The sequence below is a fragment of the Streptomyces sp. CB02414 genome (assembly GCF_001905385.1).
In the GTDB taxonomy this organism is placed as follows: domain Bacteria; phylum Actinomycetota; class Actinomycetes; order Streptomycetales; family Streptomycetaceae; genus Streptomyces.
This window is the reverse complement of record NZ_LIPF01000012.1, coordinates 32,110-44,692: the sequence shown is the minus strand read 5'-3', so window position 1 is coordinate 44,692 and position 12,583 is coordinate 32,110. Positions and strand designations below refer to the sequence as shown.

12 protein-coding genes and 2 pseudogenes are annotated in these 12,583 nt (G+C 70.9%); 10 read left to right on the top strand and 4 right to left on the bottom strand.

The annotated features are described in order from the left end of the window. Positions 1-82: 82 nt before the first annotated feature. Together AMK11_RS32645 and AMK11_RS32640 are read left to right on the top strand one after the other, a co-directional pair. The gene (locus AMK11_RS32645; RefSeq protein WP_073731731.1) at positions 83-568 is read left to right on the top strand and encodes a cation:proton antiporter regulatory subunit; all 486 of its coding nucleotides are present in this window, start codon (positions 83-85) and stop codon (positions 566-568) included. A gap of 4 nt (positions 569-572) precedes the next feature. Further along, positions 573-1,823, top strand: a complete 1,251-nt coding sequence (locus tag AMK11_RS32640; RefSeq protein WP_073731730.1) for a cation:proton antiporter — start codon at positions 573-575, stop codon at positions 1,821-1,823. A 91-nt stretch (positions 1,824-1,914) separates the two neighbouring features. Here AMK11_RS32640 and AMK11_RS32635 read toward each other — a convergent pair whose 3' ends face one another. After that, positions 1,915-2,325, bottom strand: a complete 411-nt coding sequence (locus tag AMK11_RS32635; protein WP_073731729.1) for a MazG nucleotide pyrophosphohydrolase domain-containing protein — start codon at positions 2,323-2,325, stop codon at positions 1,915-1,917. Between the two features lie 110 nt (positions 2,326-2,435). Here AMK11_RS32635 and AMK11_RS32630 point away from each other — a divergent pair, with 110 nt between their 5' ends. Further along, positions 2,436-3,431, top strand: coding sequence for a TAXI family TRAP transporter solute-binding subunit (locus AMK11_RS32630; RefSeq protein ID WP_073731728.1), 996 nt, complete (start codon positions 2,436-2,438; stop codon positions 3,429-3,431). Here the strand turns inward: AMK11_RS32630 and AMK11_RS32625 are convergent. Then, positions 3,410-4,852, bottom strand: coding sequence for a sensor histidine kinase (locus AMK11_RS32625; RefSeq protein WP_073731727.1), 1,443 nt, complete (start codon positions 4,850-4,852; stop codon positions 3,410-3,412). The two genes, AMK11_RS32630 and AMK11_RS32625, sit on opposite strands and share 22 nt — an antisense overlap. 9 nt (positions 4,853-4,861) lie before the next feature. Continuing rightward, a complete protein-coding gene (locus AMK11_RS32620; protein ID WP_073731726.1) occupies positions 4,862-5,548 on the bottom strand; it encodes a response regulator transcription factor in 687 nt (228 codons plus the stop codon). A gap of 318 nt (positions 5,549-5,866) precedes the next feature. Between AMK11_RS32620 and AMK11_RS32615 the strand changes: the two genes are divergently transcribed. From AMK11_RS32615 to AMK11_RS38850, 7 genes and pseudogenes are all read left to right on the top strand, one after another. Continuing rightward, a complete protein-coding gene (locus AMK11_RS32615; RefSeq protein ID WP_073731725.1) occupies positions 5,867-6,643 on the top strand; it encodes an amino acid ABC transporter ATP-binding protein in 777 nt (258 codons plus the stop codon). A gap of 112 nt (positions 6,644-6,755) precedes the next feature. Beyond that, on the top strand, positions 6,756-7,592 hold the full coding sequence (locus AMK11_RS32610; protein ID WP_073731724.1) for a glutamate ABC transporter substrate-binding protein: 837 nt from the start codon (positions 6,756-6,758) through the stop codon (positions 7,590-7,592). A gap of 84 nt (positions 7,593-7,676) precedes the next feature. Continuing rightward, positions 7,677-8,345: an amino acid ABC transporter permease gene (locus AMK11_RS32605; RefSeq protein ID WP_073731723.1), complete on the top strand. Its 669-nt coding sequence runs from the start codon at positions 7,677-7,679 to the stop codon at positions 8,343-8,345. Beyond that, positions 8,342-9,235 carry an amino acid ABC transporter permease gene (locus AMK11_RS32600; RefSeq protein WP_073731722.1) on the top strand — a complete coding sequence of 298 codons (894 nt, stop codon included), beginning with the start codon at positions 8,342-8,344 and terminating at the stop codon, positions 9,233-9,235. The genes AMK11_RS32605 and AMK11_RS32600 overlap by 4 nt, the downstream gene beginning before the upstream one ends. A gap of 175 nt (positions 9,236-9,410) precedes the next feature. Continuing rightward, the gene (locus tag AMK11_RS32595) at positions 9,411-11,039 is read left to right on the top strand and encodes an FAD-dependent monooxygenase (protein ID WP_073731864.1); all 1,629 of its coding nucleotides are present in this window, start codon (positions 9,411-9,413) and stop codon (positions 11,037-11,039) included. Further along, positions 11,014-11,391: pseudogene (locus AMK11_RS39290) on the top strand (hypothetical protein); the annotation flags it as partial. The gene AMK11_RS32595 and the pseudogene AMK11_RS39290, both read left to right, overlap by 26 nt. A gap of 95 nt (positions 11,392-11,486) precedes the next feature. Continuing rightward, positions 11,487-11,802, top strand: a pseudogene (locus tag AMK11_RS38850) (rhodanese-like domain-containing protein). Positions 11,803-11,845: 43 nt separating this feature from the next. Here AMK11_RS38850 and recX read toward each other — a convergent pair. Further along, complete coding sequence (gene recX / locus AMK11_RS32585; RefSeq protein ID WP_073731721.1) at positions 11,846-12,580, bottom strand: recombination regulator RecX; 735 nt, start codon at positions 12,578-12,580, stop codon at positions 11,846-11,848. Positions 12,581-12,583: the final 3 nt, after the last annotated feature.

Genomic DNA, 12,583 nt, shown 5'->3' with positions numbered 1-12,583 from the left:
TGACAGCATGGCGGGGCCGTGAACACGTCACGCACGTGTGCGAAGTGCGGCAAGGGAAGCAAGACGAATGAGGGGAAAGCTCGTGTCAGCTCCACGCCTGAGGGCGACGCCGCTGCCGGGTATCGGGGTCCAGTACGACCTGGTGACCCGCGAACACCGCCACCTTTCGGTGGTGGCACACCGCGACGGCACCCGGACGGTGAACATGTACCGGGCCGACGACCCCGATTCCTGCGCGCACTCGCTTCGGCTGGCCGGCCCGGAGGCGGGTGCGCTGATCGACGCGCTCAAGCCCTCCCACCACAGCGCGAACCTGCTCTACACCACCGACCTGGGGCTGGTCGCCGAGCGGATCGAGGTGGCCGCGACGTCCCGCTGGAACGGCAGGCTGCTGGGCGAGACCTGCATGCGCACCGAGACCGGCGCCTCCATCGTCGCCGTGCTCCGCCGGGCCGAGGCTATTCCTTCGCCGGCGCCGGACTTCCGGCTGGTGGGTGGTGACACGTTGATCGTCATCGGCACCCGCGAAGGTGTCGACGCCGCCGCGGCGATACTCGGGCAGGAGTGAGCCGGTGCACTCCGCGGTTCTGCTGATCGAGTTCGGTTCCATCATTCTGGGGCTCGGGCTGCTGGGCCGGTTCGCCGGCCGCTACCGCCTCTCCCCCATCCCGCTGTACCTGCTGGCCGGTCTGGCGTTCGGCGAGGGCGGGCTGCTGCCGCTGGGCGCGAGCGAGGAGTTCGTCGCGACCGGCGCCGAGATCGGCGTCATCCTGCTGCTGCTGATGCTCGGCCTCGAGTACACGGCCGGTGACCTGGTCACCAACCTCAAGTCCCACTATCCGGCCGGTCTCGTGGACTGCGCGTTCAACGCGGTGCCGGGTGCGGTGGCCGCGCTGCTGCTGGGCTGGGGCCCGGTGGCCGCCGTGGTCCTGGCGGGCGTGACCTGGATCTCGTCGTCCGGTGTCATCGCCAAGGTGCTCGGCGACCTCGGCCGGGTCGGCAACCGCGAGACGCCGGTGATCCTGAGCGTGCTGGTCCTGGAGGACCTGGCGATGGCGGTGTACCTGCCGATCGTCACGGCTCTGGTGGCCGGTGCCGGTCTGATGACCGGGAGCGTCACGCTGGCGGTCGCGCTGGCCGCGGCCGGCGCGGTGCTGTTCGTGGCGGTGCGTTACGGCCGTCTGATCTCGCGGTTCGTCTCGAGCGACGACCCGGAGAAGCTGCTCCTCGTGGTGCTGGGCCTGACGATCCTGGTCGCGGGTGTCGCGCAGCAGCTCCAGGTGTCGGCGGCGGTGGGCGCCTTCCTGGTGGGCATCGCGCTGTCCGGAGAGGTCGCCGAGGGCGCGCACACGCTGCTGAGCCCGCTGCGGGACCTGTTCGCCGCGGTCTTCTTCGTCTTCTTCGGGCTGCACACCGACCCGGCGAGCATTCCGCCGGTGCTGCTGCCCGCGCTGGCACTGGCCCTGCTCACCGCGGTGACCAAGATCGCCACCGGTTACTGGGCCGCGCGGCGGGCGGGAATCTCCGTGAAGGGCCGCTGGCGGGCCGGCGGGGCGCTGGTGGCGCGCGGCGAGTTCTCGATCGTCATCGCGGGTCTCGCGGTCTCGGCCGGCATCGAACCGTCCCTGGGCCCGCTGGCCACGGCCTACGTGCTCATCCTGGTCGTCCTCGGCCCGCTCACCGCCCGCTTCACCGAACCGCTGGCGATGCGCCTGTTCCGCCGCCGCGACAATCCCGACCGTCCCGCCGGATCCGCCGGGCTGCCCGGCGAGGCCGACGGGACGCCCCGCCCGACGGGGGCGGAGGCGTCGGTGGGCGACTGACGCGGCGGCCGTCGGCGGGCGGCGCACGACCCGACGTGACCCCGGTACCGGTACGCAGGTGCCGGGGTCGTGTTCTGCACCGACCCCGGCTTCAGGCTCCCGGCGTCCGTGGCACCCACCCCTGCCCGCGCAGGACGCCGGAGACGTCCGGTGCCTCGTAGTGATCGCCCTTGAGGACCTTGCCGTCGGCTCTGCGGCTGATGTGGCCGTCGGGGCCCACCTTGGTCATGTTGGAGCGGTGGATCTCGGCGATCACCTCGTCGAGGTCGATGCCGTGGACGAGGGCCGTGCCGTAGGCGACGTAGACCACGTCGGCCAGCTCGTGCGCGAGCCGGTCCAGCGGCCCCGTCACCGACACCTCGGCGACCTCGGCGGCCTCCTCGGCGAGCAGCTCGCCTCTGTGCGCGGCCAGCTCGGGCGGCACCTCGGCCGGGACGCCGCGGACGTCGAGCCCGAAGGCGTGGTGGAAGGCGCGGACCAGGTCGGCGGGCGAAGAGCTCATGCCACCGACTGTAGCGATCACCACCGACAGTCGGCCCCGGGCAGCGCGACGCCCCCGTCGTGTGAGCTCGGCCCTGGTCAGCCGGGGTGGGGGCTGGCAGGATCGCGCACATGTCCTCGTTGTTCTCCCGCGTCGGCGGGCGCCGCGCCGTCCGGGGCGCGGTCGCCGGTGCCGTCGCCCTCGGGCTGCTGCTGTGGTGGCTGCTGCCCCTGGGCGAGGAGCCGCCGGGCGGGACGATCACGTTCAGCACGGGCACCCGCGCGGGGGTCTACCAGAGGTACGGCGAGTTGCTGCGCACCGAGCTGCGCAAGGACATGCCGGAGCTGAACGTGCGGCTCATGACGAGCGCGGGCTCCCAGGAGAACGTCGAGCGGGTGGCGTCCGGGGAGGCCGACTTCACCATCGCCGCGGCCGACGCGGTGGAGACGTACAAGCTCGCCGGCCGGCCCGGGGCCGAGGCGCTGCGCGGTGTCACCCGCCTCTACGACGACTACGTGCAGCTCGTGGTGCCCACCGACTCGGACATCCAGTCCGTCGCCGACCTGCGCGGCAAGCGGGTGGCCATAGGGCTGCCGAACTCGGGGGTCCGGCTGATCGCCACCCGGCTGCTGAAGGCCGTGGGCATCGACCCGGAGACGGACATCAGGCCCAGCGCGGACGGCATCGACACCGGACCGGGACGGCTGGGCGAGGAGCTGGACGCGTTCTTCTGGTCGGGCGGCGTGCCCACGGACGGGCTCCGGCAGATAGCGGAGACCTCGGCCTTCCGGTTCGTGCCCATCACCGAGGACCTCGTCACCAAGCTGCACGAGTCCGGCGGCGCAACGCGGTACTACCGCACCACCAACATGCCGGAGTCGGCCTACCCGACCGTGCAGAACGGCGCCGTGGTGCCCACCATGGCGGTGTCCAACCTGCTGGTCACCCGCGCGGACATGGATCCGCGCCTCACCGAATGGCTGACCAGGACGGTCCTCGACAGCCGCGACGGCATCGGGGCACACGTCCACTCCGCGCAGCTCGTGGATCTGCGCACGGCGATCTACACCGACCCGCTTCAGCTGCACGAGGGCGCCCGGCGCTACTACCGGTCGGTCAAGCCGTAGGACTCCGCCGGCTCCCCGCGGTTGCCCGAGCGCGGCACCGTGACCGTCACCGCCAGGCCGTGCGGCTCGTGGTGGGCGAAGGTGATCGAGCCGTCGCCCGCCGCGAGCAGCGCCCGGCAGATGGACAGGCCGAGGCCGGAGCCCTTGATGTTCTGGTGCCGGCCGCTGCGCCAGAAACGGTCCCCCACGCGCGCGAGTTCGTCGTCGGTCAGCCCGGGGCCCTCGTCGGTGACGACGACGGTCGCCGAGTCCCCGGTGGAGGCGGCCGTGACGCGTACGGTCTCGTCGGCGGGCGTGAACTTCACCGCGTTGTCGATCACCGCGTCCAGGGCACTGGAGAGCGCCACCGGGTCGGCCCACCCGGTGGTGGGCGGGCAGTCCCCCACCAGTCGTACGCCCTTGGCCTCGGCGGTCGGCGCCCAGGCGGCCACCCGCTCGGCGGCCAGCGCGCCGACGTCGGTGACCGCGAGGTCCGCCTGGGTGTGCTCGGCCAGCGCCAGGTCGAGCAGGTCGTCCAGGACCCGGGCCAGGCGTTTGCCCTCGGTCTGGACGGAGGCGATCTCCTCGTTGCCCTCGGGCAGCTCCAGGGCGAGCAGTTCGATGCGCAGCAGCAGCGCCGCGAGGGGGTTGCGCAGTTGGTGCGAGGCGTCGGCGACGAAGGCGCGCTGCTGCTCCAGCACGTCCTCCACGTGGTCCGCCATCTCGTTGAACGACCGGGCCAGCCGCCGCAGCTCCGGCGGCCCCCCGGCAGGTGCGACCCGGGACTTGAGGCGTCCGGTGGCGATGTCGTGCGTCGTGGCGTCCAGGACGCGCACCGGGCGGAGCACCCAGCCGGTCAGCCGGAGCGCGGCGCCGACGGCGAGCAGCATCGCCGCGGTCTCCCCGGCGGCGATGATCAGCCAGCCGCGCAGGGTGCGCGACGCCATCGAGTCGGTCGGCGACTCGGTGACCACCACCGCGACGACGTCCCCGTCCCGGATGACCGGGGAGGCGACCACCAGGGTGCCGTCCTGCCAGGGCCACACCTGCTGGGGGTCGTGACTGCGGCGGCTGAGCAGTGCCTCGTCGAAGGCTTCGCGCACCTCGCCCGTCTGCGGCAGGAACCAGGTCGTCGGCGCGTTGGCCATCGGGATGTGGTTGCGGTAGAAGACGCCCGCCTTGATGCCGTACACCTCGTGGTAGCTGGTCAGCTCGGTCTGCAGGGTCTCCAGGCGCTCGTCCGTGCTGGTGGGGCGGGAGCCGCCCGGGACCTCCTCGGTGACGAACTGGGCGAGCGCGGCGAAGCGGGCGGTGTCGTCCATGCGGTCGATGACGACCTTCTGCTGCTCCGCGCGGGCGACGCTCACGCCCAGGGGGACGCCCAGCGCGAGGAGTACGGCCGCCATCAGGACGATGAGCAGCGGAAGCAGGCGTGTGCTCACCCGGCCCCGCTACGCGCCGGGGGCGACGAGGCGGTAGCCGACGCCGCGGACGGTCTCGATCAGCGCCGGCATGCGCAGCTTGGCGCGCAGTGAGGCGACGTGCACCTCCAGGGTGCGCCCGGTGCCCTCCCAGCTGGTGCGCCACACCTCGCTGATGATCTGCTCCCGGCGGAAGACCACCCCGGGTCGCTGCGCGAGCAGGGCGAGCAGGTCGAACTCCTTGCGGGTGAGCTGGACGGCCGAACCGTCCACGCTGACCTGGCGGGTCGGCAGCTCGATGCGCACGGCTCCCAGGCGCACCACGGTCTCGGTGCTCCCCGTGGCGTCCTCGTGGGCGGTGCGCCGGCTGACGGCGTGGATGCGGGCGAGCAGCTCTCCGGTGTCGTACGGCTTGACCACGTAGTCGTCGGCACCGAGGTTCAGGCCGTGGATGCGGGAACGGACGTCGGAGCGGGCGGTGACCATGATGACCGGGGTGGCGGTGAGCTTGCGGATCTTGCCGCAGACCTCGTAGCCGTCCTGGTCGGGCAACCCGAGGTCGAGCAGGACGACGCCGAAGCAGTCGCCGTCCGGGACGAGCGCCTGGAGCGCCTCCTCGCCGCTGCGCGCGTGGGTGACGTCGAAGCCGTGCCGGGCCAGGATCGCGGACAGGGCGGCGGCCACGTGGTTGTCGTCCTCGACGAGCAGCAGTCTCATCCGGGCTCCCTTCGGTTCATCGGCCGTACGTCTGGAGGGTTGATCGTCATGGTGGGCGGGCATCGGGCGGGTGCGGAACCGCAGGCACGCGCGCGTGCGTCCTGTGCAGTGACGCCGATGGAAGGGGACGGCGTCAAGAGGGTTCCGGTTGCGGCCGCTCGAAGTTATCCGGCCGATATGCGCCCTGCTCACAAGTGCTACGACTCGTGTCCGATTGCTATCGGATCGTGATGCTCAGATTCCCCTCAGATATAGAGACGCAGGTCGATCGGCGTTACTACTGTCCTCCGAAACCGAGGAGGACGGAGCCCGAGAGCGATGACCGAAGTATCGGTGGCCAAGGAAGACAAGGCCTCGACCGGCGAACTGGTCGTCCTGAAGAGTGTCAACAAGCACTTCGGCGCGTTGCACGTGCTCCAGGACATCGACCTGACGATCACCCGCGGCGAGGTCGTCGTGGTCATCGGGCCCTCCGGGTCCGGTAAGTCCACCCTGTGCCGCACCATCAACCGCCTGGAGACCATCGACTCGGGATCGATCGCGATCGACGGCAAGCCGCTGCCCGCCGAGGGCAAGGAGCTCGCCCGGCTGCGGGCCGACGTCGGCATGGTCTTCCAGTCCTTCAATCTCTTCGCGCACAAGACCGTGCTCGAGAACGTCACCCTCGGCCAGGCCAAGGTCCGCAAGGTCGACGCCAAGAAGGCCGAGGAGAAGGCGCGCGCCCTCCTCGACCGGGTCGGCGTGGGCGCCCAGGCGGACAAGTACCCCGCGCAGCTCTCCGGTGGCCAGCAGCAGCGCGTCGCCATCGCGCGGGCGCTGGCCATGGACCCGAAGGTCATGCTCTTCGACGAGCCGACGTCGGCTCTCGACCCCGAGATGATCAACGAGGTCCTGGAGGTCATGAAGCAGCTCGCCGAGGACGGCATGACCATGATCGTGGTCACCCACGAGATGGGCTTCGCCCGGTCGGCGGCCAACCGCGTGGTGTTCATGGCGGACGGCCGGATCGTCGAAGAGGCCACGCCGGACCAGTTCTTCAGCAACCCGCGCAGTGACCGTGCCAAGGACTTCCTGTCGAAGATCCTGCACCACTGACCCGGTGCGGCTCCGACGCCCCGCGTCGCCCGCATCCGATCACCTGAACCTCTGATCGCCCGGTCATCTGATCGCCCGATCGCCGTTCGACCACAGTCAAAGGATGTTCACCATGAAGCTCCGCAAGGTCACCGCCGCCTCGGCCACCGTGTTCGCCCTCGCCCTGACCGCCACCGCGTGCGGCTCCGACGACGGGGACAGCGGCTCCTCCGGCGGCGGCGACAAGAAGATCACCATCGGCATCAAGTTCGACCAGCCGGGCCTCGGCCAGAAGACCCCGGACGGCTACGAGGGCTTCGACGTCGACGTCGCCACGTACGTCGCCAAGAAGCTCGGCTACTCCGAGGACCAGATCGAGTGGAAGGAGTCGAAGAGCGCCGACCGCGAGACCATGCTGCAGCGCGGTGACGTCGACTTCATCGCCGCGACGTACTCGATCACCCCCAAGCGCGAGGAGAAGGTCGACTTCGCCGGCCCGTACCTGCTCGCCCACCAGGACGTGCTGCTCCGCGCCGACGACGACAAGATCAAGTCGCCGGAGGACCTGAACGACGCGAAGCTCTGCTCCGTCACCGGCTCGACCTCGGCCCAGAACGTCAAGGACAAGCTGGCTCCCGACGCGCAGCTGCAGAACTACCCGACGTACTCCGCCTGCCTCACCGGCCTGCAGAACGGCGCCATCGACGCGCTGACCACCGACGACTCGATCCTCGCCGGCTACGCCTCGCAGGAGCAGTTCAAGGGCAAGTTCAAGCTCGGCGGCTTCAAGATGACCAACGAGAACTACGGCATCGGCGTCAAGAAGGGCAGCGACCTCAAGGCCAAGATCAACGACGCGCTCGAGGCCATGGTCGCCGACGGTGCCTGGGACAAGGCCGTCAAGGACAACTTCGGCCCGGCCAACTACAAGAACGAGCCGGCGCCGAAGATCGGCGACGTCAAGAGCTGAGGCCGGGCCTGACCACGTGCGCCGCCCTCCGGAAGGGGCGGCGCACCCTGGCGGGCGTCCCTACACGCGGAAGCGCGGGAGATCGTGTTCGACTTTCTTCAGGATTACGACCTGGCGGGAGCCATCTGGACGACAGTGCAGCTCGCTGTGCTCTCGGCCGTCGGCTCCCTGATCTGGGGCACCATACTGGCCGCCATGCGGGTCGGCCCGGTGCCGTTGATGCGCGGCTTCGGGACCGCGTACGTGAACATCGTGCGGAACATCCCGCTGACGGTGATCATCCTGTTCGCTTCGCTGGGACTGAACCAGACGCTGCAGATCACCCTCGGTGCGGAGGGCGACTTCGAGACGATCAACTTCCGGCTCGCCGTCCTCGGTCTGGTCCTCTACACCTCGGCCTTCGTGTGTGAGGCGCTGCGTTCCGGCATCAACACGGTGCCGGTCGGCCAGGCCGAGGCGGCCAGGGCGATCGGGCTCAGCTTCGGTCAGGTGCTGCGCTACGTGGTGCTGCCTCAGGCGTTCCGTTCCTCCGTCGTCCCTCTGGCCAACGTGCTCATCGCGCTCATCAAGAACACCACTGTGGCCGCCGCCATCGGTGTGGCCGAGACGGCGCTGGTGATGAAGGAGATGATCGAGAACGAGGCTCAGCTGCTGCTGATCTCCGCGATCATCGCCCTCGTGTTCGTGGTCCTGACCCTGCCGACCGGCCTGTTCCTCGGCTGGGTGGGCAAGAAGGTGGCGGTGAAGCGATGAGTTCGGTCCTCTACGACGCCCAGGGGCCCCGGGCCAAGCGGCGCAACGTCCTGTTCACTGTTGTCTTCTTCGTCGCCTTCGCGGCCCTGTTCTGGTGGGTCATCGGCACGCTCGCCGACAAGGGCCAGCTGGACTGGGACAAGTGGAAGATGTTCTTCACCAGTGGTGAGCCCTGGTCGACGTACATCTGGCCTGGTCTGCAGAACACGCTGAAGGCCGCCGCACTCGCGGTGCTCATCGCGCTGCCGCTCGGGGCCGTACTCGGCATCGCCCGGCTCTCCGACCACGTCTGGGTCCGTGTTCCTGCCGCGATCGTGGTGGAGTTCTTCAGGTCCATCCCCGTGCTGGTCCTGATGATCTTCGGTATGGCGCTGTTCTCCGAGTACACCAGCGTCAGTTCCGACGTCCGCCCCATGTACGCGGTTGTCACCGGCCTGGTGCTGTACAACGCCTCGGTCCTCGCCGAGATCGTCCGGGCCGGCATCCTGGCCCTGCCCAAGGGCCAGGCCGAGGGCGCGATGGCGATCGGTCTGCGCAAGGGACAGGTCATGCGGCTGATTCTGCTGCCGCAGGCGGTCACCGCGATGCTTCCGGCCATCGTCAGTCAGCTCGTGGTGATCGTGAAGGACACCGCCCTCGGCGGCGCCATCCTGACCTTCGGAGAGACGCTCGCCGCGGCCAACACGATGAGCGCCTACTACGGCGCCAACACGATCGCCAGCTTCACGGTGGTGGCGGTCATCTTCATCGCGATCAACTTCGCCCTCACGAGCTTCGCGAGCTGGCTGGAACGCCGGCTGCGGCGGGGGAAGAAGTCGACCGGCGCGGTTCTCAGTGCGGACGACAACCAGCCGAACGCCGGAGCGGTGGCAGGCACCGGAGGGTTCTGACACTCGGTCACCTCGCGTAACACCAACGGAGGCAGTGGCATGATCGCCACTGCCTCCGTCGCTTGACGCAAGCTGCGCCAATGGGTTGCATACGTTCTGTGACCGTGCACCCTGCTCCAACGTCCTGTTCACCTACGTCCCCCGGGACACCGCCACGGGCAGGGGGCACCGCACCGTGGACCCGGTGATCGTCACCGGAGCGGGGCCCGTCGGGCTCACGCTCGCCCTGGCACTGGCGCGGCAGGAGGTGCCCTGCGTCGTCCTCGACGAAGGGCCGGGCAAGGACGAACCGCGCCCCGCGCGCACCGTCGTGCTGCGCGAGGACACCGTCGCCCTCGTCGAACGGCTCACCGGAACACCGTTGACGGAACTGGGTTCCCGTTGGGCCGGATGGCGGTCGATGCGGCGCAAGCAGGTGACGCGTGAGGTCGAATTCGGCGACGCCGACCCCGCGCCGCTGCACATCACCCAGCACGAACTGACCGGCGTCCTGCGCGCCGCGCTCGCCCGCGAAACGCTCGTGAAGGTCGCCGTCGACAGCCGTCTCGACGGCATCGAGCAGGAGGGATCCGGCGTCACCGCCCACACCCGCGGGCCCGCCGGCACCTGGTGGCGCGGCAGCTACCTGGTCGGCTGCGACGGCCCCCGCTCCACCGTCCGCAAGCTCCAGGACATCCGTTTCCCCGGCCGTACGGCGGTGGAACGATACGCCGTGGCCACGCTGCGTACAGAACTCCCGTGGACCGACGAGGCGCTGCTCCACCGGATGCCGCCGTGGCGGACGTCGGGCCCGTCGACGGGAGAGATCGTCGGCCGCCCCCTGCCGGACGGTGTCTGGCGCCTGGACTGGCTGCTGCCGCCCGGGAAGGACCTGGTCACGCCGGAACTGCTGGTGAACCGCGTCCGTGAGACGCTCACCGGCTGGGCGGAGGGGGTGACTCCGTCGTACGAGCTCCTCGACACCGGCGTCCACACCGTCCACCACCGGCTGGCTCGCCGCTGGCGGGTGGGGCGCGTCTTCCTCGCCGGGGACGCGGCCCACCTCCTGGGCGCGCTGGGCACGCAGGGCCTGGAGGAAGGGCTGCGGGACGCCGACAACCTCGCCTGGAAGCTGGCCCTGGCCTGGCATCACGGGCCGCGTGACGCGCTGCTCGACAGTTACCAGGAGGAGCGGCGTACGGCGATCGCCGCGCGTCTGCGCGCCGCCGACCAGGTACTTCCGCTGCTGCGTGGCGGCGGTGGCCTGCGTGCCTACGTGCCCGGCTCGTCACGGGGCAATGACGCGCTGCTCGCCGACGGCCACCTGGGGCGTGGAGCCCTGGGCGCGCCGGGGGCGTACGCCGACTCGCCGCTCATGCCCGGGCAACTCGCGGGGGAGGCGGTCGTCGGCACTGCGCCCGGTTCCCCAGTCACCGACGTGCGGGTCACGGCCGAGGACGGCACGTTCGTACGGCTGCGCGACCGGCTCGGGCGCGGGGCGCTGCTGGTGGTGCTGGTCGCGCCGGGTACGGGGGTGTGGGACCGGAAGCACTGGGTGACCGCCGGGATCATGCCCCGGCTGGCGGCCGCGGTGACGGCGCTGCCGCACCGCGCCGAACTGCTCGTCGCCGAGGCGTACCCGGGTGCCGCCGCCCACACCGTGCTGCTCGTACGGCCCGACGGTCACCTGGTCTCGGCGCAGGGCGGCGTGCGTCCGGCCGACCTGTACGCGGCGGCGGAGACCGCGCTGGGCGGGGCGGCGGCGAGCGCGACGGCCGCGGAGGACGCGGCGGAGGCGAGTGCGGTGGCCGGGTCCAGTCGCTGACCGGCGGGCGCGGTCCGCGTCGACGACTCGTGGGCGACCGGCTGTGGCCGGTCGCCGTGACCGGCCGGCACCGCCGTGGTCCACTCCGGGTCGTGACGGACACCTGTGTGCGCCTGCGGCGGAGGGTCCACACGGACCTCGTCCGTTACGCGGGGCTGCGTGTGTCGCCCGTCCTGCTGAATCCGCATCACTTCCTTCGCACGCGCCGCTCGACGTGCCGCCGCGCGCTCTTCGCGAACCACACAGGCCGGTATCCGCGTCTGTCTCCTCCCCTGCCTCTGCGCCTACCGCCTGGCTGATCGGGTGGCCACCCGGCACCGGCACCGGCTGGCACGATCACGCCGAGTCGGTCGGTGCCTTCGTGACCGCGGCGGGCGAGCTCAAGGAGAACGCCCTCGCCGCCAGTCTGCCCGCGACAGCTGGAAATCCCTGGAACTCACCGACGGCATGGACCGGGAACGCCGGCTGCCTGCCGGCGAGGGACGCACCTTCGGCCGGCACCACGTGCACGAGGCGTACGACGCCGCCAGGGCCGGCACGGCGCTGCTGGTCGGCATCAGAGTGGCGCCTGGACCCGCGGGGCGCCACCGTATCCCCGAGGCCACGGGCCATGACCTGCGCGCCGTCGTCATCTGCGACGAGGGCCACGCCTCCAGCCTGGCGGCGGAGTCACCGCACCGTCTGGGGCTGGCACCGGGCGACCGATCTGATCGGCAGGTTCCAGGCGTGGCGGGCGGCGGGACTGCCGGTCGCCGCTCCGTAGTCTGCCGACCGGGCACTCCCGAGACCCGGCGCCCTGGTACCGGTCAGAACCCCTCCTCGCCGAGGAACTCCGTGTCCTCGCCCTCCTCCTCCAGCGCCTGGCGGACCACCCGCAGGGCCATGCCCTCGGGATAGCCCTTGCGGGCGAGCATGCCCGCGAGGCGGCGCAGTCTCTTGTCACGGTCGAGACCCCGGGTGGCGCGCAGCTTCCGGTCGACCAGTTCGCGTGCGGTCTCCTCCTCCTGCTCGGAGTCCAGCTGGGAGACAGCCGCGTCGATGAGCGTGGCGTCGACGCCCTTGGTCCGCAGCTCCCTTGCGAGGGCTCGCCTGGCCAGCCCGCGGCCGTGGTGCCGGGACTCCACCCAGGCGTCCGCGAAGGCGCTGTCGTTGATCAGTCCGACCTCCTCGAACCGGGACAGCACCTCCTCGGCGGCCTCATCGGGGATCTCTCGTTTGCGCAACGCGTCGGCGAGCTGCTTGCGGGTGCGCGGGGTCCCGGTGAGCAGGCGCAGGCAGATCGCCCGTGCCTGCTCCACCGGGTCCCGCGGAGGCTCCGCCTGCTCGGCCCTCGACGAGGAGGTGGCACCTCCGTCCTCCGCGGACGGCTCAGCGCGCTCGCGCCGCCGCCGTCCGCGCCCGCCGCCCGTTGTTCCACGGCCACGTCCGCCCGAGCGGCGCGCCTCGCCGTCACCGTGGCGCGCCTCGCCTCCGCCACCGGCGTCGACGGCGAACGAATCCGTCTCGTACGTGGTGACCGCCCAGTCGGTTCGTCGCGTCACGGG

Bases quoted from the DNA above. Each gene is read 5' to 3' on its own strand.
- AMK11_RS32635 (WP_073731729.1), bottom strand. From the start codon at position 2,325: ATGAGCTCTTCGCCCGCCGACCTGGTCCGCGCCTTCCACCACGCCTTC.
- AMK11_RS32630 (WP_073731728.1), top strand. From the start codon at position 2,436: ATGTCCTCGTTGTTCTCCCGCGTCGGCGGGCGCCGCGCCGTCCGGGGC.
- AMK11_RS32620 (WP_073731726.1), bottom strand. From the start codon at position 5,548: ATGAGACTGCTGCTCGTCGAGGACGACAACCACGTGGCCGCCGCCCTG.
- AMK11_RS32615 (WP_073731725.1), top strand. From the start codon at position 5,867: ATGACCGAAGTATCGGTGGCCAAGGAAGACAAGGCCTCGACCGGCGAA.
- AMK11_RS32610 (WP_073731724.1), top strand. From the start codon at position 6,756: ATGAAGCTCCGCAAGGTCACCGCCGCCTCGGCCACCGTGTTCGCCCTC.
- AMK11_RS32600 (WP_073731722.1), top strand. From the start codon at position 8,342: ATGAGTTCGGTCCTCTACGACGCCCAGGGGCCCCGGGCCAAGCGGCGC.